The following is a 24,362-nucleotide window of genomic DNA, read 5'->3' on the forward strand; positions in this document are numbered from 1 at the left end:
CGGAAGAAGACACGGATTGATCAAACGAACTATGATTTTTCATGGACTCGCCCTCGCTGTCGTTGGCTGTTTAGACTGCCACCGTGGCGCATTGACGCCTCGGCTTGGGCGAGTCCATCCAATTACAGGGTATGTGGCGTTCACAAAACCTGTGGGAGCGGGCTCGCTCGCGAAGGCGTCAGCCGCCGCACCACTGGACCAGGATCAAACCGTCAACCGCAACCGCGCCAGATCCCGCAACGGCGGCGCCCCGAACAACCGGCTGTACTCCCGGCTGAACTGCGACGGGCTTTCATAGCCGACCCGATACCCCGCCGCCGAAGCCTCCAACCCTTCGGCCAGCATCAACCGCCGCGCTTCCTGCAGGCGCAACTGCTTCTGATACTGCAACGGACTCATCGCCGTCATCGCCTTGAAGCGGTGATGCAGGGTCGACACGCTCAGGTTCACTTCCTTCGCCAGATCATCAATACGCAACGGCTGTTCAAAATTGCCGTTGAGCCACTTGATCGCCAGGCTGATGCGATGGCTCTGACTGTTGGCGATGGCGATTTCATACAACCGGTGCCCCTGCTTGCTGCGCAACAGGCGATAGAGGATCTCCCGGCGAATCAGCGGCGCGAGCATGGCGATGTCTTTCGGCGTGTCCAGCAAACGTGCCAGGCGCAGCACCGCATCGAGCATCGCGGTGTCGAGTTTTTCGACATACAGCCCGCGTCCGGTCGGCCGTGTGGGCACGCCGAGGGGGCCGGCATCGGCGATCAGCGCGGTGATTTCCGCCGGATCGATGTCCAGGCGCAAGGCCAGGATCGGTTCCTCGGCCGAGACATCCACCACCCGTCCACTCAGTGGCATCGAGACCGAGACCACCAGGTAGTTCAACGGGTCGTAGTTGAAGTACTCATTGGCCAGCTGAACCTCCTTGCGCCCCTGGGCCATGATGCACAGCGCCGGTTGCGCGAGCACCGGTGCGAACTCGTGGGACTGGCTGTGGCGGGACATGAACAGCGAGCCGATGGCCGTGGCATAACTGCCATCTTCGGCGGTGTTGCGGCGGATGATCGCCGCCAGTTCCGCGCGCTGCTTTTCCATGTCGGTGTCCAGCGGGGCTTGAAAGTGATCGAGCGACGACATGCGCGGCATCCTCGGCTAGGCATGGAGGGAATGGGGCACAGCATATGTTTGTGCAAGTGAGAGCGGTAGACACATCCTGCCGGATGCTTGCCTGATTCTGCCCGGAGACGACCGGCGGTGTTAACACTAGAGCCTTGTGCCGCAAGAACTTGCTTGAAACTCGCATGGCAGAACCGTGACAGGGTTTTACAGCTTGTTACAGGCTTGTCATGCAGTTTCGCAGGATTGTGCAACGCCCCGGCAGGAATCGACTAACCAGACAGGCGTCGCGGCCCTTAACCTTTGATCCTGTCGCAGCCCGTCCCCCGGCTGCCACGCGACTCCCCGGGAGGGTTCACCATGTCCAAGCAGATCCCCGTCAGTCATATGGCCTTCGTTCGAGCGCGCGCCGGGCGCTCGGCGGAACTCGGTGTGCGCCTCAGCGCCCTGATCGAACCGTCCCGCGCAGCACCAGGCTGCCTGAGCTTTGCCTTGCAGCATTCGCAGTGCGATCCGCAGTTGTGGCTGGTGTCCGGCTTCTGGAGCAATCAACAAGCCATGACCGCGTACTTCAGCACGCCGGCGATGGAGGTGTTTGCCGAGTTGGTGCAGGAACTGGTGGTCGACAGCCTGGACTTCCACACCTTCAAGGAGGTTTCGGCAGCGCAGGCCCTCGGTCAGTCAGGTGCGGCGGTACACAAACTGGCCGGTTGAGGGTTTAATGACGGCATTCTCAACCAGCCAGGATTCGCGACATGGCACGTAAAGCCTTTGATCACTTCGAAGCTGTTTCCGCTGTAGTACCGGGCGAGGGCGGTTACCACGCCGCTATCGCCGTCAAAGCGCTGGGTGGTTCCGGCGCCCCGCGTTTTCACAAAGTGCTGGAAGGCCAGACCTTCAAGACCGCTCACGAGGCCGATGATGCGGCCGCCAAGGAGCTGACCCGCCTCAAGGACGTCAAGGAAAACACCGACCTGCTCTGGTGATTCTCACCGCCCCGGGCGGTACATCTTGAATAACGCCTCAGGCCCCAGCTGGAAATAATCCGCTGGCCCGCCGCCGCGCAGAATCGGTTCTGCCGCGGCGGTGTCGTATACCCCGTCTTTCAACAGCCACTTGGCGATATGCACGGCGACCACTTCGCCGAGGATCAGCCAGCTAGGCACCACATTGCCATCCGCCCGCTGCAACTGAATGATCTGCGTGACCTTGCACTCGAAGGACACCGGGCTTTGTGCCACCCGTGGCACCTGGATGACCTTGGAGGCAACGGTCGTCAGGCCGGCCAGTTCGAATTCGTTGACCTCAGGCCCGACCATGGCGCAGCTCTGGTTCATCTGCTCGGCCAGCGGTCGGGTGGCCAGGTTCCAGGCGAACTCGCCGGTTTGCTCGATGTTGTTCAGGCTGTCTTTGCGCCCGATGCTGGAAAACCCGATGATCGGCGGAATGTAGTTGAAGGCGTTGAAAAAACTGTAGGGCGCCAGGTTCAAGCGGCCCTCGGCATCCTGCGAAGAAATCCAGCCGATGGGGCGCGGGCCGACGATGGCGTTGAACGGATCGTGGGGCAGGCCGTGGCCGTTGGAGGGTTCGTAGAAGTGGATGTCGTCGGACATGGAAATTTCCAGAGCTTGCGGGGAGACGTGCATGGTGCAAGCACGCGCCGCATATTTCCAGTCGGATGACGATCACTGTAGGAGCGAGCCTGCTCGCGAAAAACTCAAGGGCACCACATTTCTCCAGGATTCGCGCGTTATCGTTGACGTCCATCGCGAGCAGGCTCGCTCCTACAGGTTTGAGGTCAGCCGATGGCTTCAGCGCTACCGGTTTTATCAAAACCGTCAGAGGCATAGGTGCGGGACTGGCTGTGTTCGATGGCAGCACTGGCGCCGGAACCGAACGAGGCCGAACCGGTTTTGTCGTAACCGTCGGCCGCAAAGGCATTGGCCGCCAGCACGGAAAGGGTCAGGGCAAGGATCAATCGGGTTTTCATGACAGGTACTCCAGGTACGTTCGCTGTGGGTACGTTCAGACACTCCTTCGAGGCCTGTAACGGATATACGTGCGTCCTGTTGATTTGGATGCAGTCAGCAGCAGGGTGCTGCCGGTGCATTAACCGATGATTAGCTTGCTGGAGGGGGAGACGAATGGTGCCCTTCGCGAGCAAGCCCGCTCCCACACTGAAGCCATGCGGTCAGTGTGGGAGCGGGCTTGCTCGCGAAGAGGCTAGAGCTGCGAGCCTCGATTTGCCGATCAGTCAGTGACGATCCGCGAGTGCTTGCGGGTGTCCTTCATGGTGACGTACACCAGCAACGACACGGCAATACACGCGGTCACGTACCAGTAGTAACCCGTTTCCATGCCGATGCTCTTGAACCACAGCGCGATGTATTCAGCGGTGCCGCCGAAGATCGATACGGTCAGTGCGTACGGCAGGCCCACGCCCAGGGCGCGGATTTCGGTCGGGAACAGTTCGGCTTTGACCACGGCGTTGATCGAGGTGTAGCCGCTGACGATGATCAGCGCCGCCATGATCAGGAAGAACGCGCCCCACCAGGTCGTGACGGTGTGCAGGGTGGTGAGGATCGGCACGGTGAACAGCGTCCCGAGGATGCCGAAGGCAATCAGGATCGGCCGGCGACCGATTTTATCCGACAGCCCGCCGACGATCGGTTGCAGGCACATGAACAGGAACAGCGTGGCGGCGGAAATGGTGGTGGAGTCGGAAATGCTCATGCCGACGGTGTTCACCAGGTATTTCTGCATGTAGGTGGTGTAGGTGTAGAACGCCAGGGTACCGCCCATGGTCAGGCCGACCACGGTCATCAGTTCCTTGGGGTGGCGCATCAAGGTGCGCATTGCGCTTTCCTTGGCCTTCTCTTTCTTGGTGAAGGACTCGGTTTCTTCCATGCCACGACGCAGGTACAACGCCACCACGGCACACAGCGCGCCGATGGCGAACGGAATGCGCCAGCCCCAGGCGTAGAGCTCCTCGGTGGTCAGGAAGTTCTGCAGGACAATCAGCACCGCCAAAGCGATGAGCTGGCCGGAGATCAGGGTCACGTACTGGAAGCTGGAGTAGAAGCCGCGACGCTCCTTGGTGGCCATCTCGCTGAGGTAAGTGGCCGAGGTGCCGTATTCGCCACCCACCGACAGGCCTTGCAGCAAGCGCGCGAACACCAGCAGGATCGGCGCGCCGATGCCGATGACTTCATAACCCGGGCTCAGGGCAATCAGCAGCGAGCCGAAGCACATCAGGTACACCGAGGCCATCAGGGCCTTTTTGCGCCCGACCTTGTCGGCATACAGGCCCATTAGCCAGCCACCGATCGGACGCATCAGGAAGCCCACGGCGAAGATCGCGGCGGTGTTGAGCAGTTGGGCGGTGGTGTCGCCCTTGGGGAAGAAGGTCTTGGCGAAGTACAGGGAGAAGGCGGCGTAGACGTACCAGTCGTACCACTCGACCATGTTGCCAACGGAACCGCTGAAGATCGATCTGATGCGGCTGGAAGTGGTTCTTTCCTTGGCCGGCACGGCAGCCGACCCAAGCGGCAGGGAGTTGGAGTTATCCATTGAAGGATCCTTCATTTAATTGTTTTTGTGGAGCGCGATTAAACGCAGCCTGCAGGGGCTATAGCAGGAGCTGTGCCAACGGGGAGAGGGCCGGTCTAGAGGGGTGAGGGTGTTTTGGTGAGCGGAAATCCGCCTATAAAAGTTTGGTGGTGAGCGGAAAACTGCTGATTCGATTTGTGGATTTGCAATGCCCGCACTGGCCTCTTCGCGGGCAAGCCCGCTCCCACAGGGGGGTTGTGTACGCCGAACATTGTGGGAGCGGGCTTGCTCGCGAAAGGGCCAGTTCAGACGCTACAGGAACATCTCCCTGCTCAACCCATGCCGCTGCATCTTTTCATTGAAGGTCCGGCGCGGCAGTTGCAGTTCTTCGAGCACCGCTTTCACATCGCCCTTGTGCCGGGTCAATGCCGCACGCAGGCATTGCGCCTCGAACGCTTCCTGCTGCGCCGCCAGCGACTGGCCGGGCTCGATGCCGATTGGCTCCGGTTCACCCAAACCCAAGACCTGACGCTCGGCGACGTTCGCCAGTTCGCGCACATTGCCCGGCCAGTCATGGCTCAGCAGGTGACTCAACTGCGCGCCGCTCAACGGTGGAAATTTACGTCCCAGCCGTTCGGCGGCGTTTTGCGCAAAGGATTCGAACAGCAGCGGAATGTCTTCGCGGCGTTCGCGCAAGGGCGGCAGGCGCAGTTCCGCGACGTTCAAACGATAAGCCAGGTCTTCGCGAAAACGACCGGCCCGCGCTTCGTCGAGCAGGTCCGGCTTGGTCGCGGCAATGATGCGCAAATCCACGCGGATGCTCTGGTTCGAGCCCAGTCGCTCGAGTTTTTGCTCTTGCAACACCCGCAGCAGTTTCACCTGCTGGGCCAGCGGCATGCTTTCGATTTCATCGAGAAACAGCGTGCCGCCGTCGGCGTATTCGAGCTTGCCGATGCGCTTGCCGGACGCCCCGGTGAACGCACCGCTCTCGTGACCGAACAGCTCGGCCTCGAACAGTTGTTCGGGGATGGCCGCGCAGTTGAGCGCGACAAACGGCTTGTCGGCCCGCGGCCCGAAGTCGTGCAGGCAACGCGCGACCAGCTCCTTGCCGCTACCGGTTTCCCCGCGAATCAGTACGTTGACCGGCAGGGTTGCCAGGTCCAGCACCTGCCGGCGCAGAGTCTGTAAACCCCGGGACACGCCGAGCAGCGTGGCATCCAGCTTGGCGCGGTTGTCCGCCTGCTCGTGCAAGGCGCGGTTTTCCAGCACCAGCCGGCGCTTGTCGAGGGCGCGGCGCAGGCTGCCGAGCAGGGTTTCCGGGCTGAAGGGTTTTTCCAGGAAGTCGTAGGCGCCGTCGCGCATGGCCTCGACGGCCATCGGTACATCGCCGTGGCCGGTCAACAGGATCACTGGCAAATCGGCATCCCGGCGTTGTACTTCGGCCAGCAGTTCCAGGCCGGTCATGCCGGGCATGCGCACGTCGCTGAGAATCACCCCGGCAAAGTGCCTGGGCAACTGCGCCAGGCACTCATCGGCGCGGCTGAACAGCTGCACCTCGAAACCCGACAGGCTCAACCATTGCTCGACGGCACTGCGAATGCTGCTTTCGTCATCGACCACGATCACTGAGTTCAGCATGGTGCATGCACCTCCAGGTCGATGGGCAGGGTCATGGTAAACACGGCACCTTTGTCATGATTGTCGGCGCTCAGGCGCCCGCCAGACTCGTGAACGATGGCAAACGATACGGCCAGACCGATCCCCAGGCCATCGCCCACCGGTTTGGTGGTGAAGAACGGATCGAACACCTTGGGCAGGTTCTCTTCGGCGATACCGCCACCGTTGTCGATCACGCTCAGGCGCCACAATTGTTCGTCGGCTTCGAGGCGGATTTCCAGGCGTTTGCAGGGTTTGTCCTGCATCGCGTCGAGGGCGTTGCGCAGCAGGTTGATCAGCACCTGCTCCAGGCGTATCGCATCGCCGCGCACCCAGGCCGGGCGGGTCAGGTGCAGCACGGTGCTGACCTGTTCGTCGCGCAACCTTGTGTCGAGAAGTTGCAGCGACTGGTCCACCACCGCCGCCAGGTCCAGGCGCTCGCGCAAACCGCTGGGGCTTTTGCGGGCGAAGGTTTTCAGGTGGCCAGTGAGGGCGGCCATGCGCGTGAGCATTTCGTCCACCGGTTTGAGCGCCTTGTAGGCGTCGTCGACACGGCCGTGGTCGAGCAGCAGCCTCAGAGTAGCAAGCTGCATGCGCTGGGCGGTGAGCGGCTGGTTGATTTCATGCGCGAGGGCGGCGGACATCTGCCCCAGCGCTGCGAGCTTGGCCGATTGCACCAGGCCTTCCTGGGCGGTGCGCAGGTCGCGGGTGCGCTCCTCTACAAGCTGTTCGAGTTCTTCACGACTGCGCTGGCGCAGTTTGGCCAGGCGCCAGCGCTGGTTGAGAAACAGCAGCAGGAACACCAGGGTCAACCACAGCCCGGCTGCGGCAAGCGCGGCGTTGCGGCTGTCTTCGAAGGCGACTTGCGGGCGCCGCAGCAGGTGCAGGGTCCAGCCTTCAGTCGTCAGCGGCAGGGATTCCCACAGGTAATCCGCCTTGCCGTCCGGGCCATCGACCCGGGCCAGGTCGCTGTTGTCGTCGAAGCGCCGCAGCGATTGAAACCCGAGCGGCGTCAGCGGCTGCTTGTCGTACTGGCGGGTGGTCTTGAGTTCGGCGTGATCGCTGTCGCTCAGCGGTTTGAGCAGGCGATAGCGCCAGCCCGGCTGGTTGGCGATAAAAATGATCCCCCGCGCATCGCTGACCAACAGCGTGTCGCTGCCCTGACGCCACTCGCGTTCCAGTTCGGGAAACTCCAGCTTCACCACCATGGCGCCGAGGAACTGGCCGTCGTCATCGGTGACCGCGCTGGAGAGGAAGTAGCCAGGAATCCCGCTGGTCACGCCCACCGCGTAAAAACGCCCGGTGCCCTGGGTGCGGGTCTGGTTGAAATAAGGGCGGAAACCGTAGTTGTGGCCGACATAACTGCTGGGCAATCGCCAGTTGCTCGCCGCCACGGCGAGGCCGGTGCGGTCGAGCAGTTCCAGGGTCGAGGACTCGGCCGCGCCGTTGATCTTTTCCAGTTTGCGGTTCAGCGCATCCTGCTGCTCGGGACTCACCGCGCCCTTGAGCGCCGAGCGCAACTCCGGGTCCAGCGCCAGCACGGCGGGCAGGGCGCGGTAACGTTCGATCAGGGTATGCAGGGACGTGGCGTACAGCGCCAGTTGTTGATTGGCACGGGCCGCGTCTTCGACCATGGATTGGCGCACGGCGTGGCGCATGGCCAGGGTGGCGGCGATGGCGGCGCCGGCGATGATCAACAGAATATACAGCGACAAACGCACGTTACGGGAAATCGGCAGCATGCTGGCACAAACAGGTAGAAAGTCGGGCGGGCACGATAGCATGGCGCACCCGCTTGAAGAGACAAGGGTTGCAGGAGATCCGCCGCCCCGCATCAGCCAAGGTTGTGTTTGACAACCTCGGCCATCCCATTGCTCAACGACTTGTCAGGCGTTCAATGGATTGTCCAGTTCGTCTGCCGTTTTGCGTGCGGCGGATCAAACAAGTCGTTCTCATCAAAGGCAATGTTGTACCAGGTGCGATAGCGTTGTTCGCGGCGCAACGGTTTCTCTTGCGGTGGATGGCCCTGCAACATTTTTTTCGCCAGAACGGTGTGTGTCGGGCGGCCGGCGGCGTCGTAGAACTGTTGGTCGTGGTAGCCCGATTCGCGAATCGAAGCGTCGTTGATGTAGCGATAGGCGCTGGCAAAGTAAGGGCGATAGATCCGCACTTTCTCACCTTTGTTGTTGTATTCGACCCGTTCGCTGACTCGCCAGCGCCGCTCTGCCTGTGCTTCCTTGGGGCGGCCGTAGTTGTCGAGTGTCAGTTCGCCATTTTCGTGCACCCACCAGGCCAGTCCGGGTTCGACTTCTTGCTTGGTTTGCAGGGAACGGCCGAAACCGTCCCAGCAGGCGATGGCCGCGCGGATTTGCAGCTCCGGATCGCCGGGATAACGGTCGGCCTGCAAGGTGACGACATGTACGGGTTCGCGATGAGCATTCTCGATGTAGCGCTGCAGCCGCTGCTCGTCCGCTGAAGGATTTTGCAAGCCCTCGAGATGCACGCGAGCCCGGCTACAGATATGGCCGTCGGGCAATACAAAACCTTCGTTGCGAGCCCAGCGCAGCCATTGCGTGGGATCGATCGCGGGGACTTTGCCCATCCAGCTGAAGGGCGCAGAGAATGTGGCAGTGGCGTAGTTGCCGATGGCTTTGTGCTTGTCGGCGATAGCGCCCGCTGGCGTGCGGTCTTCCGGTGGCTGGTAGCCGCTGAGCGGGTAGAAACCGACCTCGACACCCAGTTCCGTGCCGTGGAAGCTGGTCACCAGCACTTCGCCGAACGCGTTGTAGCGAGCCTCCTGGGTGTTTTGATTGGGGTCGATGATGCCTGCGGGCAGGAACGATCGGTAGTCGACATCGAGAATCCGTGTCGTGCAGCCATCCGGCAGGGTGACGGCGGTGCTCAGGCACCAGTGTTTGTCATAGGCGACCGTGGTGATGCCATGGCTCTTGGTCTGCTGGAACTTCTCGACGTTATAAAAACTGTCCAGGCCATGGTACGTGGGGAAGCTTTTGCGCACGGACCACAGAAAGCTCTTGGCATTGGTCGGGTCCTTGGGTTCACCTGCAGGAGCGTCTGGCAAGAACCGATCAATGATGTGATAGCCGACTTCTGGGGATTCGAGTTTCTCCTTGAGGTTGAACGGCATGTTGCCGTCCGCGTCCTTGAGTTTGTCGTAGGCGCTCAGGGCGGTGGCATCCAGTTCGGCGGTTTCCGTGTAGTCGGGCAGGGCGCTGAAGACCAGTTTATCCGGGTCCAGTAACTGGCCTGAGGCCGGATCCTGATAGCGTTGCAGCGACAAACGGGTCAGCACCGCCCGGGTTGCCCAGGCTCCGCCGTCGACGGCCCGCTCGAGGAAGTTTTCGTGGTGGATGTCGACAGGCTTGAGTTCGTCCTTATCCAGCACCAGCGCATTGCCGCGCTGACGATAGGGGATGCCCAGACGCCAACCGTCAGGATTTTCCAGATGGCGGTACTCGGCCTTGGCTTCGGTCAGGTACCAGCACTGTTGTGCTTCGTCATGGGCGTCCAGCCACCATCTGTTCTCGTAGTCTTCATCGCTTTCGTCGCCAGGCGTTTCGACGGCGAAGGGCGGACTGTCCTTGTCGGTCTTGCGCCGGGCGTAGTGCACGACAAAACCGTGGGTGAGGCTGCCGAACTTGTCCCACTGCAGGTTGAGTGTGTGCTGGACCAATGGGTCGTCGGCCACCTGCGGCTCGTATTGGTAAGCGATGCTTTCCAGCGCCAGTGATTGCAGCACGGCATAGGGATGATGTTTGCCCTTGGGGCGCAACTGGCGAATGAGCGCGCGGTTTTCCTGCACGGAGTAGGGCACGGCCGTTTCGGGATCGTCGTCGGCGGCAAACACCTCCGCGCGCAGCACCGAGCCGCTGAGGGTACGAGCTATTTCGCGGGCGAGGTCTTCGTCGGGATCAATCACACGACCCGCTGCGTCGTTGAGGTGATACTCGTGCACAAGCGTCGGGCGCAGTGGCACTGCCTTTGCGTCGCCGGCGTAGTAACCGTCGTCGCGCATGTCGATGGCGCGGCCGGTGTGAAACCAGGTTTTGCTCAGGATCGGCGCGGTGAAACCCAGGCTTGAGCGTTCAGCCGCCGAAGCTTCGGTATCGGTCTGCAGCAGCAGGCCGAACCCCCTGAACTCGCGCTCGTAACTGTCGTAAAAACCCTGGCGATAGGTGAAGCACTGGGTCAGCCGGTTATCGGTGATTTCATCCAGCTGAGTCTGCCGGCTGACCAGGTGCATGGCGAACGGCAGGTGTGAAACAGGCGCTTTGCCGGCCGCGATCAGCTCGGCTTTTTCGTCCAGCCATTCCTGGGCCGAACTGCGATAACTCACGCCTGTCACGGCGCCCATGTTGTTGTGGCTGGCATTGACCAGATACGGTTTGGCGTTGACGAAGTCATAGCGCCAATGCTGGGGCTTCATGTGAGGCACGGTGAGGATCAGACTGGAACAACCCAGCCCTTGCACGTCAGCGATGCTCACTTGGCAGAAGCGGTCGTAACGCACTCCTTGCGGCCATGGCATTTTCACATAGTCATTTTCGAAGCCTTTGCCGCCATGATTCATGTATACCCGGAAACCGTCGGACTCCAGGTAGATCAGGTCTACCGCGCCCGAGCCGTCCAGGTCCGCCAGCCGCACCCGCGACGAATCGAACTCTGCATACTTGAAATCCAGCTGGCAAAGGATGAAACCCTTGCCGAATTTTCCATGCCCCAGATTCGGCCAGACTTTGACTTCGTTGTGGCGGATGCGGATCAAGTGTTGTGTCGCGCTGCCCAGCGGATCGCTGAAAGCCACCAGTTCGGTCTGGGTGCTGCTCAACAAGGGGAGCGAGTCGTCGTCATGAGGCACGTTGGTCCCATGGCTGAACCCGACGGCGCGACGGCTTGAATACAGGCGCACGCTACGCGGGCCGATCAAGGCCAGGTCGGTCAGGCCGTCACCCACCAGGTCCGCCAATTGCGCCATGGGATGAAAAAACTCATTGGGACACGCCAGGTAGGCCACGAAGTTCGACCAGCTTCGGTCAGGATTCAGGGTGAAAAAGCCGGACAGGCCGGGGCGGGCGATTACCCAGTCGAGCTTGCCGTCGCCAGTCAGGTCGCTGAGGGACTGGCGAATGGGCTTGCTGCTATCGGCCACGGGAATACCGGGCAATAACTCCCAGTCGCCATAACTCACGTCGTTGCCACCACTGTCGGCGCGCAGCGGTTCTCGGTAGTACCAGGCCTTGTCGCTGCTGAACAGCACGCCGGGCATGCCCTCGCCATACAAGTCCACCAGTTGATAGCGCTGACCGTCATTGAGCCCCGGCATCTCGGGGAACTCGCTGTAACCTTCGCGCGTGGGGTCAAGTTCAAACGGGTTGTAGAAAAACTCCATGGGCGGGCGACTTTCCATCTGCCCCTGGTTGTCATAGGCCTGGATGTGCGCGGCGGTCAGGTGGTTGTAACCCAGCGTGCTCGGGCGATGTTCGAGCAGCAGGCGCTGGACCAGCACCGGGTCGTTACCCAGTTCTTCGGTGAACTGGTGAAACATCAGGACCTGACGGCACAGGCGCCGGGAACCCAGTTCGAACCCGTAGGCGTAGTTCCAGAAGGGGTCCTTGCGCGGTGCGCCCCACTCGCCGCGTTCTATGCCGGGCAAGTCGTAAACCGGCACTTGCGTCAGGTCGGCACTGCGTTCGCCGTAGTCAAACAGCAGGTGGAAATGCCAGGTCGCGTCTTTCCAGCCATCGGCTTTCCATGCATACAGGTTGGCGTTGGCCTGGGCATTACCGTACAGAACCCGACGCAGGTAACGCTGGCTGCGGAAGTCGCGGAACTGCGGGGCGGTCGGCGCTTCGACTTCCGCCTGGTACAGGTACACCACATGTTCACCGCGCAGGTTCAGGCTTTCATCGATCAGCCAAACACCGACGTGGGACTTTTCGATCGGATCGGCCCGGCGTGACGCTTCGGTTTTGCCGTAGCAGTGCAAGCTGCCGTCCGCACCATGGATCAGCCAGAAGCCCGCTGGATTGTCGGCATCACCCTCTTTGGTCCAGTGCTCGATCAAATCGAAAGCGCCTTCGACCCGCGGCCAGTAGCGCACGACCTGGTGAGCACCTAACTGAACGCCGTTGTATTCGGATACCAATTTTGAAATGACTTTGCCATCGTCATTCTTCTCGGGCATCCACACATCACCACCGGGGCCGACCACCTGATCGTTGCCGTCATACTTCGGCACACCCTTGACGGTGCGCAGGGTGATGGCATTGGTGGTCAGGTGCCAGCCGATGCCGAACGGACTGTTGCCGACGTCGCTGCTGTAACCCAGGCTCAGGGGCGGAACCAGGCCACGATTGGGTGCCTTGCTGATTGGCAGCGGCAGTTCCTGTGATGCGGTTCCTTTGCTACCGACACCACCCGAGCCCTTGCCGATGCTCTGGATGGCACCTCCGCCCTTGGGGAGGGCGGGGGCGTTGATTTCAATGGTGCCTTGCTGTTCAGTTGCCATGGAAGTGTCCGCCGTGACAGAGAGTGCATCGAGTGCATTCAAGCTATCAGCGACACTGATGGCTGTAACCTGTCAGATCTGACAGGTCAGCCCGGTGTTTTCAGATCAAATGATGCGCAGGTTCGAGCCTTCGATCACTTTTTATCAGGCGTAAAAAAACCGGTCCGCCATTGCTGGCAGACCGGTTCTTATTGCGTCGTGTCAGCGTTTACTGCACTTCCACCGCCAAACTTTCACTGATCTTCTTCTGCCAGATGGCAGGACCGGTGATGTGTACCGACTCGCCCTTGCTGTCGACTGCAACGGTGACCGGCATGTCCTTGACTTCGAACTCGTAGATCGCTTCCATGCCCAGTTCGGCAAACGCCAGCACCTTGGACTTCTTGATCGCCTGGGCGACCAGGTAAGCGGCGCCGCCGACGGCCATCAGGTACACGGCCTTGTTGTCCTTGATCGCTTCGATCGCGGTCGGGCCGCGCTCGGATTTGCCGATCATGCCCAGCAAGCCGGTCTGCTCGAGGATCTGGCGGGTGAACTTGTCCATCCGCGTCGCGGTGGTAGGACCGGCCGGGCCAACCACTTCGTCACCGACCGGATCAACCGGGCCGACGTAGTAGATGAAGCGACCCTTGAGGTCTACCGGCAGGGTTTCGCCCTTGTTCAGCATCTCGACCATGCGCTTGTGCGCGGCGTCGCGACCGGTGAGCATCTTGCCGTTGAGCAGGACGGTTTCGCCCGGCTTCCAGCTTTGCACGTCTTCCGGGGTCAGGGTGTCGAGGTTGACGCGGCGGGCCGACGGACCGGCTTCCCAGACGATTTCCGGGTAGGCGTCCAGCGGTGGCGCTTCCAGCGAAGCCGGGCCGGAGCCGTCGAGCACGAAGTGTGCGTGACGGGTGGCGGCGCAGTTCGGGATCATGCACACCGGCAGCGAGGCTGCGTGGGTCGGGTAGTCCATGATTTTTACGTCGAGCACGGTGGTCAGGCCACCGAGGCCCTGGGCACCGATGCCCAGCTGGTTGACCTTCTCGAACAGCTCCAGGCGCATTTCTTCAATGCGGTTCTGCGGGCCACGGGCCTTGAGCTCGTGAATGTCGATGGATTCCATCAACACTTCCTTGGCCATGACGGCGGCTTTCTCGGCGGTGCCGCCGATGCCGATGCCGAGCATGCCCGGTGGGCACCAGCCGGCGCCCATGGTCGGAACGGTCTTCAGAACCCAGTCGACGATCGAGTCGGACGGGTTGAGCATGGCCATCTTCGACTTGTTCTCGGAACCGCCGCCCTTGGCCGCCACGTCCACTTCCACGGTGTTACCCGGAACGATGGAGTAGTGGATAACGGCCGGGGTGTTGTCCTTGGTGTTCTTGCGAGCGCCCGCCGGGTCGGCGAGGATCGAAGCACGCAGGACGTTTTCCGGCAGGTTGTAGGCGCGACGCACGCCTTCGTTGATCATGTCGTCCAGGCCCATGGTGGCGCCATCCCAGCGCACGTCCATACCCACGCGGACAAACACGGTGACGATACCGGTGTCCTGGCAGATCGGCCGGTGGCCGGTGGCGCACATGCGCGAGTTGATCAGGATCTGTGCCATCGAGTCACGGGCCGCTGGCGATTCTTCGCGCAGGTAGGCTTCGTGCATTGCCTGGATGAAATCCACGGGGTGGTAATAGGAAATGAACTGCAGGGCGTCGGCAACGCTCTGAATCAGGTCGTCTTGCTTGATCACGGTCATGAGTCGCGCTCCTCTAAAAGACGGGAACATTCAATAAGGTGCTTGCAGCTTGGGTGCATCGGTCGGTTGCAAGCACCTTTCAAGGCACGCCGGGCAAGCTGGCGCGACGCTAAAAAGGCGCGGCAGTATACCGCGCATCAAAGGCAGGCACACGCGCCGGTAGTCAATCGTTGGTCGCATAGGAGCAGCTACAAGCGGCAAGTTTGAAGCGGCAAGAGGCGTGCGTGGCTTTTGTGGCGAGGGGGCTTGCCCCCGTTCGGTTGCGAAGCAACCGCAAAACCGGTGAAAACGATCCACCTGATTCAATGAGTTGTCTGTTGCCGGGACTGCTTCGCAGTCCAACGGGGCGATGCGGCGGTCCGACAAGCCCCCTCGCCACAGGTTCGTGCAAGGCTCAGTCCGTCCATCCCGAAAATTGAATGGTCATTTATAGGCCACGCCACTAAAGTGACATACGGTCTGTAGAGTAGGACGCTCTGTCAGTCTCTTTCATTTGGTGAGTCAACGATTGACCCATAACGCCATCCAGCGCCTGTTGCTCAAACGTTTCGCCCTCGCGGCCGGCACCTATGCCCTGGCACTGCTGTTGTTGTGGCTGGCTTTTATTACCGGTCACTACGACGCGCCGCTGTCCAGTGTCGCCATCGGCAGCGCACTGGTCGTAACCAGCCAGGTCATCCTGTTTGCCGTGTTCTACAGCGGCTGCAACCTGCGTTTCGCAGATCCCAGCCTGACCGAGGCGCAAGTGTTGCTGGGGCTGGGCTGGCAAACCTGGCTGATCGCCCATCTGGACGAAGCCCGAGGCGCGTTCCTGGTGTTTTACGTGCTGATCCTGCTGTTCGGCCTGTTCCATCTGTCACGCCGGTCCTTTGTGCGTTGCGCACTGCTGGTGTTTTTCAGCTTCAGCGCGATCACGCTGTGGGAGGGCTATCACTTCCAGTTACCCGACCCGGCCATGGCGGTGTTGCAGGTCTGTGTGCTGTTCATCGTGCTGGTATGGCTGGTGTTGTATGCACGTTACGTCCAGGCCTCGCGGCAGCGTATGCGCCAGCGGCGTTTTGCCTTGCAGGCGCACCAGGACACGTTGCGCGGGATGATGCGTCAGCTCGAAGACCTGGTGGCCACCGACGAGCTCACCGGTCTGTTCAATCGCCGGCACTTCCTGCGCCTGGCGTCGCGGGAATTGCACGCCATGGACGCCGATGTCGTGCACGGCCTGGCGCTGATCGACCTCGACCATTTCAAACGCATCAACGACCTGCACGGTCATGCCGCGGGCGATCAGGTGCTGCAAGCCTTTTCCGGCGTCGCGACCGCGTGCCTGCGTGACGGTGACGTTCTGGCCCGTTACGGCGGTGAAGAGTTCGTGGTGCTGCTGCCCGATTGCGATGCCGACAGTCTGACCTCGTGCTGCGAACGGCTGCGCATCGCGTTCACCGATGTCGAGTTGATCGGTCTGAATGTGCGCAACCTCAGCCTGTCCGCCGGCATGACCCTGCTGGAACTGGGCGATGACCTCGATGACGCACTGCAACGGGCCGATCAGGCGCTCTATCGCGCCAAGCGTGACGGCCGCAACCGATGCGCGGCAGCGTGGGAGAACGTCGATGCCTGAACTGCGGGTCGGCGAGCGCCACTGGTCGGTGGCGGCGGGCAGCAACCTGCTCGACGCGTTGAATCAGAACGGCGTGCCAGTGCCTTACAGTTGCCGCGCCGGCAGTTGCCATGCGTGCCTGGTGCAGTGTGTACGGGGGCTGCCGAGCGACAGCCGCCCCGATGCCCTGAGTGCTCAGCAGCGTGAACAGGGCTGGCGGCTGGCGTGCCAGTGCCAGGTGATTGAGGACTTGCAGGTGCATGCCTTCGACCCGCAAACCGATGGCCGACCGGCCGAAGTGGCTGCCGTCGATTGGTTGAGCGCCACGGTCCTGCGTCTACGCGTAATCCCCCAGCGACCGTTGCGCTACAGCGCCGGCCAGCACCTGGTGTTGTGGGCGGGCAGCGTGGCGCGGCCATACTCCCTCGCGAGCCTGCCGCAGGAAGACCGATTCCTGGAGTTTCATCTCGATTGCCGCAAGCCCGGGGAATTCAGCGATTCCGCCAGGCAACTGCGCATCGGCGATGCGATCCGTCTCGGTGAGCTGCGCGGCGGCGCCTTGCATTACGACCCGGATTGGCATGCCCGGCCGTTGTGGTTGATGGCCGCCGGTACCGGGTTGGGGCCATTGTTTGGCGTATTGCGCGAAGCGTTGCGGCAGGATCACCAGGGCGCCATCCGCGTCATTCACCTGGCCCATGATGCGGATGAGCATTACCTGGCCAAACCGCTGCAAGCCATGGCCGCCAGCCGTCCGAACCTGAGTGTCGAACTGTGGACCCCGGCCGAGTTGCCAGCGGCTTTGGCGCAACTGCGCCTTGTTTCGCGGCAAACCCTGGCCTTACTCTGCGGAGCCCCCGACAGTGTCGACGCCTTTGCCCGGCGCCTGTACCTGGCGGGATTGCCGCGCAATCAACTGCTGGCCGATGTGTTCCTGCCCCGTGGTTGAGCGCTGAAACCGCTGTTGTGGCGAGCGAGCTTGCTCGCGCTTGAGTGCGCAGCGCTCACAGGTTTTTAGGGCCGCTGCGCAGCCCGGCGCGAGCAAGCTCGCTCGCCACAATGAAATTTTCTGACCTCGCACCGCCGAGACCTGCCATGACCGATGCCATCCAAGTTGAACGCGAACGCGGCCTGTTGACCCTGCGCCTGAATCGCCCGGACAAGAAAAACGCCCTGACCCGCGCCATGTACAGCCATCTGGCCGAGGCGTTGAAACAGGCTGACGCCGACCCCGAGATCAACGCCGTGCTGATCAGCGGTTCCGCCGAATGCTTCACCGCCGGCAACGACATCGCCGATTTCGTCCAGCAACCGCCGACCGGCCTCGACAGCCCGGTGTTCCACTTCATGCTCAATCTGCTCGAATGCCGCAAACCGGTGATCGCCGCCGTGGCTGGCGCGGCGGTGGGCATTGGTACGACGATGCTGCTGCATTGCGATCTGGTCTATGTCAGCCGCGATGCACGGTTGCGCATGCCGTTCGTCAACCTTGGCCTGTGTCCGGAGTTCGGCTCCAGCCTGATCCTGCCGCGCTTGCTCGGGCAGGCGAAAGCGGCGGAGTTGCTGCTGCTCGGTGAGGGTTTCAATGGTGAACAGGCTGCGGCGTGGGGCATCGCGTCCGAAGCCTTGGGCAGTGGCGAAGAGGCCTTGGCCAAGGCTCGGGAGATGGCGTTGCGCTTTGAGTCGCTGCCGCCGGAAGCGGTGCGCATCAGCAAGCAATTGATGAAGGCGCCGGACCGGGAGCTGTTACGCAAGGTGATTGAAGAGGAGGGGGCGTTGTTTACCCAGCGGCTGAGATCGCCGGAGGCGTTGGCGGCGTTGACCGGGTTTATCAAACGGCATTGAATTTGTGGTGACAGGGGCGGCCCCTTCGCGAGCAAGCCCGCTCCCACATTGACCGGGGTTGTTCACAAATCATGTGATCAACACAAAACCCTGTGTGTGGGCTTGCTCGCGAAGAAGCCGGATCAGCCAATACACCTTCCGGATCAGAAAGCAAAAAGCCCCGCCATTCACATGGCGGGGCTTTTGTTTTTCAGCAAGCGGTCACTCAGACCATCGGATCGCCAACGTGCAGGATCTTCATGCCGTTGGTGCCGCCGGTGGTGTGGTAGCTGTCGCCCTTGGTCAGGATGACCCAGTCGCCTTTCTGTACGACGCCGCGCTTGACCAGCTCGTCGATCGCCTTCTGGCTGACTTCGTTCGGCGCCAGCGAAGCCGGGTCGAACGGGATGGTGTACACGCCACGGAACATTGCCGCGCGAGCCTGGGCTTCGCGGTGCGGGGTGAACGCGTAGATCGGCACCGAGGAGCGGATGCGCGACATGATCAGCGGGGTGTAGCCACTTTCGGTCAGGGCGATGATCGCCTTCACGCCCGGGAAGTGGTTGGCGGTGTACATGGTCGCCAGGGCGATGCTTTCGTCGCAGCGCTCGAACTCTTTGCCGATGCGGTGGCTGGAGGTCTTGCTGGTCGGGTGCTTTTCGGCGCCGACGCAGATACGCGCCATGGCCTGAACGGCTTCCAGCGGATACAGGCCAGCGGCACTTTCGGCCGAGAGCATCACGGCGTCGGTGTAGTCGAGCACGGCGTTGGCTACGTCGGACACTTCGGCGCGGGTTGGCATCGGGTTCTGGATCATCGACTCCATCATCTGGGTCGCGACGATCACTGCCTTGTTGTGGCGGCGTGCGTGCAGAATGATTTTCTTCTGGATGCCCACCAGCTCGGCGTCGCCGATTTCCACACCGAGGTCACCACGGGCAACCATCACCGCGTCGGACGCCTTGATCAGGCCGTCGAGGGTTTCGTCGTCGGCCACGGCTTCGGCGCGTTCGATCTTCGCCACCAGCCAGGCGGTGCCGCCGGCTTCGTCGCGCAGTTGACGGGCGTATTCCATGTCGGCGGCGTCACGCGGGAAGGAGACTGCGAGGTAGTCGACTTCCATTTCCGCGGCGAGCTTGATGTCGGCCTTGTCTTTTTCAGTCAGGGCCGGAGCGGTCAGGCCGCCACCGCGACGGTTGATGCCTTTGTGGTCGGACAGCGGGCCGCCGATGGTCACGGTGCAGTGCAGTTCGGTGGCCGTGGCGGTATCGACGCGCATCACCACGCGACCGTCGTCGAGCAGCAGCTCGTCGCCTACGCCGCAGTCCTTGACCAGATCCGGGTAGTCGATGCCGACCACTTGCTGGTTGCCTTCGGTCAGAGGATGGCTGGTGGAGAAGGTGAATTGATCACCGATCTTCAGCTCGATCTTCTTGTTGGCGAATTTGGCGATACGGATTTTCGGGCCTTGCAGGTCACCCAGCAGGGCGACGAAGCGGCCATGCTTGGCAGCCAGGTCACGCACCAGCTTCGCGCGAGCCTTGTGCTCGTCGGGGGTGCCGTGGGAGAAGTTCAGGCGGGCGACGTCCAGGCCAGCCAGGATCAGCTGTTCGAGAACTTCCGGCGAGTTACTGGCCGGGCCAAGGGTGGCGACGATTTTGGTACGACGGACGGACATGCAAAGACTCCTGAGTTCAAGCGCTGAGTGAGGCTACTATGCTCCGAAGGTGTAGTCATTGTTCGTATGCACTACTTTTCGTGAAGAGCTTGGTTTTTTCGAAGAACCTGGTTATTGCCTTCTTTATTGATCCTGGCAACTTTGTATCTGGCACCTGAAGATTTTCGCCCACGGGTCGATACAGCGTTCAAGACAGGAGATCCCCATGCGATTCGTACTCATTGCTGCCCTTGCCGTCGGCGCCCTCAGTGCCACGGGCTGCACCCGTTGGGCAATGAACCATCACTTGAACAATGCCTACAGCGCCTATGACCGGGGCAATTGCGAGCAGGTGATGCTCGAACTGTCCAAGGTCGAGCGCGACAGCCGCGCGCGGCCTTACGTGTGGCCGGAAGTGTCGATGATGCGCGGCCAGTGCCTGGAGCGGCAGAAGATGTTTATCGACGCGGCCCAGACCTATCAGTTCATTATCGCTGCCTATCCGCAAAGCGAATACGCCTACCGCGCCCGTGCCCGCCTGGAAACCTTGCAGAGCCTGGGCCACTACCCATTGCGCAGTGCCGCGACGGTAAAGCCGACGCAGTTCTGATGGCAGTTGCCATGCAATCGCTGGCTCCCAGGCGGTGGTGAGCTATAGTCCAAGGAACCGGTTTTAGAGCCTTGCCTCTGAGCCGGGGCAACACCTGTGACCGGCATAAGCAGGACTCAGCGCTGTATGGACTGGCGCACCGGGAGCGGGGAGAGCGGGCCAAGACTCATGCACACCCGTTCCGAAGCAGTAGTGCGGCTCTGCTTAAGAGCCTTGCATGGCGAAATTGCACATGTTCACCGACCGCCGAATCGAGCGGCATCAACTGCCGTATTTCCTCAAAGTGTTCAACGGAATCACCGGCAAACCCATTGGTTATCTGGGCAATGTCTCCGAAGACGGACTGATGCTAATCAGCCACCTGCCGATGATGATCGGCGCGGACTTCAACCTGCGCCTGAAAATTCCCGCCAGCGAAGGTGGCCAGCGGATCATCGATCTGCAGGCCTGTTGCCTGTGGTGCCACGAAGACGCAACCCCCCGACATTACGACGCCGGGTTCAGCCTGCAACGGGCGCCACCGGAATATGGGCAACTGGTGCAGGCGCTGAAGCAGTATTTCAGTTTTCTGCCGCTGCCGGCTTCGGCCTGAGATCAATGGGCGTTCGGCTGTAAGTGACTGCCCAGGCTCAAACTCCGGTTCTTTTCCAGCCCAGGTACCGAGTCACCAGCTCTGCCCCCAACTCGCCGGGCCGTGCATCCATCACCAACACGCCATGAGCGCTCAAGCGCTCATGGAGTTCTGCGCGTGCATTCAGGTAGTCCACGGTCCCGCAATAGGCCAGCGCTTCGGGCAAAGTCTGCACGGGTGACTGGCGCAGGGTGTCGAGCACGTCTTCGCGCAGGCTCGCGACCAGTACCTGATGTTGCTGACTCAGGCGCTTGACCGCCGGGAGCAACTCATCGTCGTCTTCTTCGCGCAGGTTGGTCACCAGCACCACCAGTGCCCGGCGTTTTTGCCGTGCCAGCAGTTGCGTGGCCGCGGCTTGATAGTCGGCGCTGCGTTGGCTGCTGTTCAAGTCATAGACGCTGTTGAGCAGGGTGTTGAGATGGCTGGTGCCCTTGACCGGCGCGAGGTGGCGCGGTTGTTCGCTGGCGAATGTACTCAGGCCCACCGCGTCGCCCTGGCGTAGCGCGACATAGCTGAGCAACAGACAGGCGTTGAGGGCATGGTCGAAGTGCGACAGCTCATCATCCTGGCTGCGCATGTGCCGGCCGCAGTCGAGCATGAAAATGATCTGCTGATCGCGTTCGTCCTGATACTCCCGGGCAATCGGCGTGCGCTGGCGCGCTGTGGCTTTCCAGTCGATCTGCCGCAGGCTGTCGCCCTCGCGAAACTCGCGCAGTTGGTGAAATTCCAGGCCCAGGCCGCGCCGCTGTTTCTGGCGGACGCCAAGCTGGCTGAGCCAGTTATCCACCGCCAGTAATTGCCCCTCATAGAGACGGGCGAAGTCGGGGTAGACGCGAGTGGCGTCCGGTAGTTCGAGCAAGCGTCTGTCCGACCAGAGCCCCAAGGGACTTGGCAGGTCGATTTCGCAGTGTTCGAAGTTGAAGTGACCACGCTGGAGCGGACGCAGGCGATAACCGGCCTGGCTGTGCCGGCCGGGTTGCAGCTCGACCGTCAGGGGCAGGTGTTCGAAGCTCAGGCCCGGCGGTACGTGGTCGAAAACTTCTACGTTAAACGGTTGGGTAAAGTCGTGTTCCAGGTTCAGTTGCACCTCGCTCCATCGACCCAGTGCCAGGCTGCCGGGCAACTGGCGTTTCAGCCGGGGTGAAGGCAGGCGTTTGACGCGAACGGCATCCAGCAGGGCCAGGGCCAGCAGCGCCAGGAGCAGTCCCCAGTTGATCGCCATGAGATTCGCCGGAACCGCGAATTCCAACGCGCGCAAAGTACCCGACGCAATGCCGCAGGCCAGCAGGACCAGCAGCCAGGCGAGCATCAGGCGCGAGGGCTTCACAGGCGCGGCGCCGGCACTTGGTCGAGCATCTGCCGGAGCACCTGATCGACATCCAGTCCCTCGATGTCCAGCTCCGGCGCGATGCGCACACGATGGCGCAGCACGGCCAGGGCGCAACCCTTGATGTCATCCGGAATCACGAACTCACCACCGCGCAGCAACGCGCGGGCGCGAGCACAACGCACCAGCGCAATGGACGCGCGTGGGCCGGCGCCGAGGATCAAACCGGGCCAACTGCGGGTGGCGCGGGACAGGCGCACGGCGTAATCGAGCACCTGATCGTCCAGTGCCAGGTCGCTGGCAATGCGTTGCAGGGCCAGTACATCCTTGGCCTGCAACAATGTGCGCATTGGCTGGACATCGAGCATGTCGGCCCGAGTCGAGCGGCTGACCTGACGCACCATGTTCAGCTCTTGCTCGGCGTCGGGGTAATCCATGCGCACTTTGAGCATGAAGCGGTCCAGTTCAGCTTCCGGCAAGGGGTAAGTACCTTCCTGCTCGATCGGGTTTTGCGTGGCAAGCACCATGAACGGTTGCGCAATCGGCAATGGTTGGCCTTCGAGGGTGACTTGCCGTTCCTGCATGGCTTCGAGCAGCGCCGCCTGGGTTTTCGCCGGGGCGCGGTTGATCTCGTCGGCCAGTAGCAGATTGGTGAATAACGGCCCCTTGCGCAGCTTGAATTTCTCGGTCTGCAAGTCATACACCGCGTGCCCGGTGACGTCGCTGGGCATCAGGTCCGGGGTGAACTGGATGCGTGCGAACTCACCGCCGAAACAACGGGCGAGGGCGCGCACCAACAAGGTCTTGCCCAGTCCCGGCACGCCTTCGAGCAACACGTGGCCGCCGGCGATCAACGCCGTCAAGACGTCGTCGATCACGCTGTCCTGGCCAATCACTGCTTTTTGCAATTCCTTGCGTACGGCCTGGGCCAGATGGCCGGCACGCTGACGCTGCTGAGCGGCATGGCTCGCTGCGTCGGTTTCGATCGGTTCACTCATAAGGCGTTCCTCAGGGATTGCAGGTGGGCGACCTGACGGCTGAATTCAACGCTGGAAAGCCGTTGCTTCGGTCGCGGGCTCATGGCCTGGCTGATAGCGCGTGTGGGTTGGCCGGTCAGGCGTGCGAGCACCAGCCATTGTTCGGCGACGCCGAGTTGTTCGAAGCCGGGGTGGCGACGGCGCACGCGCCGCAGAATGTCCTGCTGCAAGGCTTGCAACAGGCCGGCCTGACCATTGCGGCGCAACAGGAAGTCGGCACTGGCGCGCAGGTGTTCCTGCAGTTGCCGGCGCGCTTTCGGTGCCGGTTCCAGCAAGGGACCCCGACGCACGCCGAAATGCCAGAACCCAAGGCCGATCAAGGCGAGCAAGGCGACCAGTGCCTGGGGGAAATAACGCAGCAGCAAGGTCGGCACGCTGTCGTGATCGGTGTTGAAGATCAGTGTCACGCGGGTGTCGGCGGTCAAGTACCAAAGCAGCCAGGCGTTGTCGTATTGCTCGATGGCCGGGGTTTTCCACAAGTCGGCATCGGTGACCACGATGATCGAGCCGAGGCCGTAACTGAGTTGCATCATGTGCGTGGCCCTGGCGCTGTTGGCCCAGGCCTGGGCGAGGTTCTTCGGGTCTTCGAGGTGGAACGCGGTATCGAAACCGGCATAGGCCGGGGCGTCTTCGTCTTCCAGATAGAGCTTGGTCAGGTGCGGGTACGGATCTTCGCCGACATTGGGTGGCGGCTCCTTGAGGTCTTTGCTCAGGGACTGGCGCAGTTGCACCCGATCAAGCAGCAGGTCATTGCTGTGGCCGAGTTTTTCATCCCACAACGATTCGGCAACGAACAGCAGTCGCCCGCCGGCCCGGGTCCAGTTCATCACTTGGTCGATCTGTCGTGGCGTCATGTTGTAGCGGTCCCCGAGCAACAGCAGGCTGTGCTGATGGGGGTCGAGACTGGGCAGGATGTCGAGGCCGTTGGCGTGGCCGACATTCAGGCCATGCTTGCGTAAAAAGAGCTCCGCCGCCAGATAAGGGTTGGCATTGGCTTCGGGGGAGGGACCGTGGTCGATTTCGCTCTGGTAGGGGACGGCCTTGAGGTACAGATAAAGGCTGAGCGCAGCCAGCAATACGGCGACCAACGCACCGGCCATCGC

19 protein-coding genes are annotated in these 24,362 nt (G+C 61.7%); 7 read left to right on the forward strand and 12 right to left on the reverse strand.

From position 1 onward, the window contains the following. Nucleotides 1-204: 204 nt before the first annotated feature. Complete coding sequence (locus KGA88_RS16060) at nt 205-1,134, reverse strand: AraC family transcriptional regulator (protein WP_223592557.1); 930 nt, start codon at nt 1,132-1,134, stop codon at nt 205-207. A 339-nt stretch (nt 1,135-1,473) separates the two neighbouring features. On the opposite strand from KGA88_RS16060, the gene KGA88_RS16065 reads away from it, so the two are divergent. Both KGA88_RS16065 and KGA88_RS16070 read left to right on the forward strand, forming a co-directional pair. Then, nucleotides 1,474-1,827, forward strand: a complete 354-nt coding sequence (locus tag KGA88_RS16065) for a putative quinol monooxygenase (RefSeq protein WP_110661889.1) — start codon at nt 1,474-1,476, stop codon at nt 1,825-1,827. Nucleotides 1,828-1,868: 41 nt separating this feature from the next. After that, nucleotides 1,869-2,099 carry a hypothetical protein gene (locus tag KGA88_RS16070; RefSeq protein WP_110661890.1) on the forward strand — a complete coding sequence of 77 codons (231 nt, stop codon included), beginning with the start codon at nt 1,869-1,871 and terminating at the stop codon, nt 2,097-2,099. 3 nt (nt 2,100-2,102) lie between these two features. On the opposite strand, the gene KGA88_RS16075 is transcribed toward KGA88_RS16070, so the two are convergent. The 7 genes from KGA88_RS16075 to KGA88_RS16105 all read right to left on the reverse strand — a co-directional run bounded on the left by KGA88_RS16075 (nt 2,103) and on the right by KGA88_RS16105 (nt 14,579). After that, entirely contained in the window at nt 2,103-2,726 is a 624-nt protein-coding gene (locus KGA88_RS16075; RefSeq protein ID WP_223592559.1) for a flavin reductase family protein, read from the reverse strand. Between the two features lie 185 nt (nt 2,727-2,911). Next, entirely contained in the window at nt 2,912-3,103 is a 192-nt protein-coding gene (locus tag KGA88_RS16080; protein ID WP_110663357.1) for a hypothetical protein, read from the reverse strand. A gap of 260 nt (nt 3,104-3,363) precedes the next feature. Next, entirely contained in the window at nt 3,364-4,683 is a 1,320-nt protein-coding gene (locus tag KGA88_RS16085; RefSeq protein WP_223592561.1) for an MFS transporter, read from the reverse strand. A 291-nt stretch (nt 4,684-4,974) separates the two neighbouring features. Continuing rightward, nucleotides 4,975-6,300 carry a sigma-54-dependent transcriptional regulator gene (locus KGA88_RS16090; RefSeq protein WP_223592563.1) on the reverse strand — a complete coding sequence of 442 codons (1,326 nt, stop codon included), beginning with the start codon at nt 6,298-6,300 and terminating at the stop codon, nt 4,975-4,977. Further along, nucleotides 6,294-8,060: an ATP-binding protein gene (locus tag KGA88_RS16095; protein ID WP_223592565.1), complete on the reverse strand. Its 1,767-nt coding sequence runs from the start codon at nt 8,058-8,060 to the stop codon at nt 6,294-6,296. Before KGA88_RS16095 ends, KGA88_RS16090 begins: the two co-directional genes overlap by 7 nt. Nucleotides 8,061-8,212: 152 nt before the next feature. After that, the gene (locus KGA88_RS16100) at nt 8,213-12,847 is read right to left on the reverse strand and encodes a SpvB/TcaC N-terminal domain-containing protein (RefSeq protein WP_223592567.1); all 4,635 of its coding nucleotides are present in this window, start codon (nt 12,845-12,847) and stop codon (nt 8,213-8,215) included. Between the two features lie 208 nt (nt 12,848-13,055). Beyond that, complete coding sequence (locus KGA88_RS16105; protein ID WP_160389258.1) at nt 13,056-14,579, reverse strand: fumarate hydratase; 1,524 nt, start codon at nt 14,577-14,579, stop codon at nt 13,056-13,058. A 508-nt stretch (nt 14,580-15,087) separates the two neighbouring features. Here KGA88_RS16105 and KGA88_RS16110 point away from each other — a divergent pair. The 3 genes from KGA88_RS16110 (at nt 15,088) to KGA88_RS16120 (ending at nt 18,018) form a co-directional block, all read left to right on the forward strand. Beyond that, complete coding sequence (locus KGA88_RS16110) at nt 15,088-16,194, forward strand: GGDEF domain-containing protein (protein WP_223592569.1); 1,107 nt, start codon at nt 15,088-15,090, stop codon at nt 16,192-16,194. Continuing rightward, nucleotides 16,187-17,122, forward strand: coding sequence for an iron-sulfur-binding ferredoxin reductase (locus tag KGA88_RS16115; RefSeq protein ID WP_110662205.1), 936 nt, complete (start codon nt 16,187-16,189; stop codon nt 17,120-17,122). The genes KGA88_RS16110 and KGA88_RS16115 overlap by 8 nt, the downstream gene beginning before the upstream one ends. Before the next feature lie 146 nt (nt 17,123-17,268). Further along, a complete protein-coding gene (locus KGA88_RS16120) occupies nt 17,269-18,018 on the forward strand; it encodes an enoyl-CoA hydratase-related protein (RefSeq protein WP_223592571.1) in 750 nt (249 codons plus the stop codon). Nucleotides 18,019-18,223: 205 nt separating this feature from the next. Here the strand turns inward: KGA88_RS16120 and pyk are convergent, their stop codons facing one another. Then, nucleotides 18,224-19,675 (reverse strand): pyruvate kinase, encoded by a 1,452-nt coding sequence (gene pyk, locus KGA88_RS16125; RefSeq protein WP_056726085.1) that lies wholly within the window; start codon nt 19,673-19,675, stop codon nt 18,224-18,226. A 205-nt stretch (nt 19,676-19,880) separates the two neighbouring features. On the opposite strand from pyk, the gene KGA88_RS16130 reads away from it, so the two are divergent. Both KGA88_RS16130 and KGA88_RS16135 read left to right on the forward strand, forming a co-directional pair. After that, on the forward strand, nt 19,881-20,264 hold the full coding sequence (locus KGA88_RS16130) for a tetratricopeptide repeat protein (RefSeq protein ID WP_110660910.1): 384 nt from the start codon (nt 19,881-19,883) through the stop codon (nt 20,262-20,264). A 232-nt stretch (nt 20,265-20,496) separates the two neighbouring features. Continuing rightward, the gene (locus KGA88_RS16135; protein ID WP_110660911.1) at nt 20,497-20,856 is read left to right on the forward strand and encodes a PilZ domain-containing protein; all 360 of its coding nucleotides are present in this window, start codon (nt 20,497-20,499) and stop codon (nt 20,854-20,856) included. A gap of 37 nt (nt 20,857-20,893) precedes the next feature. On the opposite strand, the gene KGA88_RS16140 is transcribed toward KGA88_RS16135, so the two are convergent. Genes KGA88_RS16140 through KGA88_RS16150 form a run of 3 tightly spaced genes read right to left on the reverse strand, consistent with a single transcriptional unit; the run spans nt 20,894 to nt 24,359 of the window. Beyond that, entirely contained in the window at nt 20,894-22,222 is a 1,329-nt protein-coding gene (locus KGA88_RS16140; protein ID WP_223592578.1) for a DUF58 domain-containing protein, read from the reverse strand. Beyond that, the gene (locus KGA88_RS16145) at nt 22,219-23,220 is read right to left on the reverse strand and encodes an AAA family ATPase (protein ID WP_223592580.1); all 1,002 of its coding nucleotides are present in this window, start codon (nt 23,218-23,220) and stop codon (nt 22,219-22,221) included. Before KGA88_RS16145 ends, KGA88_RS16140 begins: the two co-directional genes overlap by 4 nt. Then, complete coding sequence (locus KGA88_RS16150; protein ID WP_223592653.1) at nt 23,217-24,359, reverse strand: DUF4350 domain-containing protein; 1,143 nt, start codon at nt 24,357-24,359, stop codon at nt 23,217-23,219. The genes KGA88_RS16145 and KGA88_RS16150 overlap by 4 nt, the downstream gene beginning before the upstream one ends. Nucleotides 24,360-24,362 lie beyond the last annotated feature (3 nt).

The sequence above is a fragment of the Pseudomonas sp. A-R-19 genome (assembly GCF_019956575.1).
Lineage (GTDB): Bacteria > Pseudomonadota > Gammaproteobacteria > Pseudomonadales > Pseudomonadaceae > Aquipseudomonas.

What these genes read in the sequence shown, in the direction of transcription:
- KGA88_RS16060 (WP_223592557.1), bottom strand. Translation starts at nt 1,134, where the DNA reads ATGTCGTCGCTCGATCACTTTCAAGCCCCGCTGGACACCGACATGGAA.
- KGA88_RS16065 (WP_110661889.1), top strand. Translation starts at nt 1,474, where the DNA reads ATGTCCAAGCAGATCCCCGTCAGTCATATGGCCTTCGTTCGAGCGCGC.
- KGA88_RS16070 (WP_110661890.1), top strand. Translation starts at nt 1,869, where the DNA reads ATGGCACGTAAAGCCTTTGATCACTTCGAAGCTGTTTCCGCTGTAGTA.
- KGA88_RS16075 (WP_223592559.1), bottom strand. Translation starts at nt 2,726, where the DNA reads ATGTCCGACGACATCCACTTCTACGAACCCTCCAACGGCCACGGCCTG.
- KGA88_RS16080 (WP_110663357.1), bottom strand. Translation starts at nt 3,103, where the DNA reads ATGAAAACCCGATTGATCCTTGCCCTGACCCTTTCCGTGCTGGCGGCC.
- KGA88_RS16085 (WP_223592561.1), bottom strand. Translation starts at nt 4,683, where the DNA reads ATGGATAACTCCAACTCCCTGCCGCTTGGGTCGGCTGCCGTGCCGGCC.
- KGA88_RS16090 (WP_223592563.1), bottom strand. Translation starts at nt 6,300, where the DNA reads ATGCTGAACTCAGTGATCGTGGTCGATGACGAAAGCAGCATTCGCAGT.
- KGA88_RS16095 (WP_223592565.1), bottom strand. Translation starts at nt 8,060, where the DNA reads ATGCTGCCGATTTCCCGTAACGTGCGTTTGTCGCTGTATATTCTGTTG.
- KGA88_RS16100 (WP_223592567.1), bottom strand. Translation starts at nt 12,847, where the DNA reads ATGGCAACTGAACAGCAAGGCACCATTGAAATCAACGCCCCCGCCCTC.
- KGA88_RS16105 (WP_160389258.1), bottom strand. Translation starts at nt 14,579, where the DNA reads ATGACCGTGATCAAGCAAGACGACCTGATTCAGAGCGTTGCCGACGCC.
- KGA88_RS16115 (WP_110662205.1), top strand. Translation starts at nt 16,187, where the DNA reads ATGCCTGAACTGCGGGTCGGCGAGCGCCACTGGTCGGTGGCGGCGGGC.
- KGA88_RS16120 (WP_223592571.1), top strand. Translation starts at nt 17,269, where the DNA reads ATGACCGATGCCATCCAAGTTGAACGCGAACGCGGCCTGTTGACCCTG.
- pyk (WP_056726085.1), bottom strand. Translation starts at nt 19,675, where the DNA reads ATGTCCGTCCGTCGTACCAAAATCGTCGCCACCCTTGGCCCGGCCAGT.
- KGA88_RS16130 (WP_110660910.1), top strand. Translation starts at nt 19,881, where the DNA reads ATGCGATTCGTACTCATTGCTGCCCTTGCCGTCGGCGCCCTCAGTGCC.
- KGA88_RS16135 (WP_110660911.1), top strand. Translation starts at nt 20,497, where the DNA reads ATGTTCACCGACCGCCGAATCGAGCGGCATCAACTGCCGTATTTCCTC.
- KGA88_RS16145 (WP_223592580.1), bottom strand. Translation starts at nt 23,220, where the DNA reads ATGAGTGAACCGATCGAAACCGACGCAGCGAGCCATGCCGCTCAGCAG.
- KGA88_RS16150 (WP_223592653.1), bottom strand. Translation starts at nt 24,359, where the DNA reads ATGGCCGGTGCGTTGGTCGCCGTATTGCTGGCTGCGCTCAGCCTTTAT.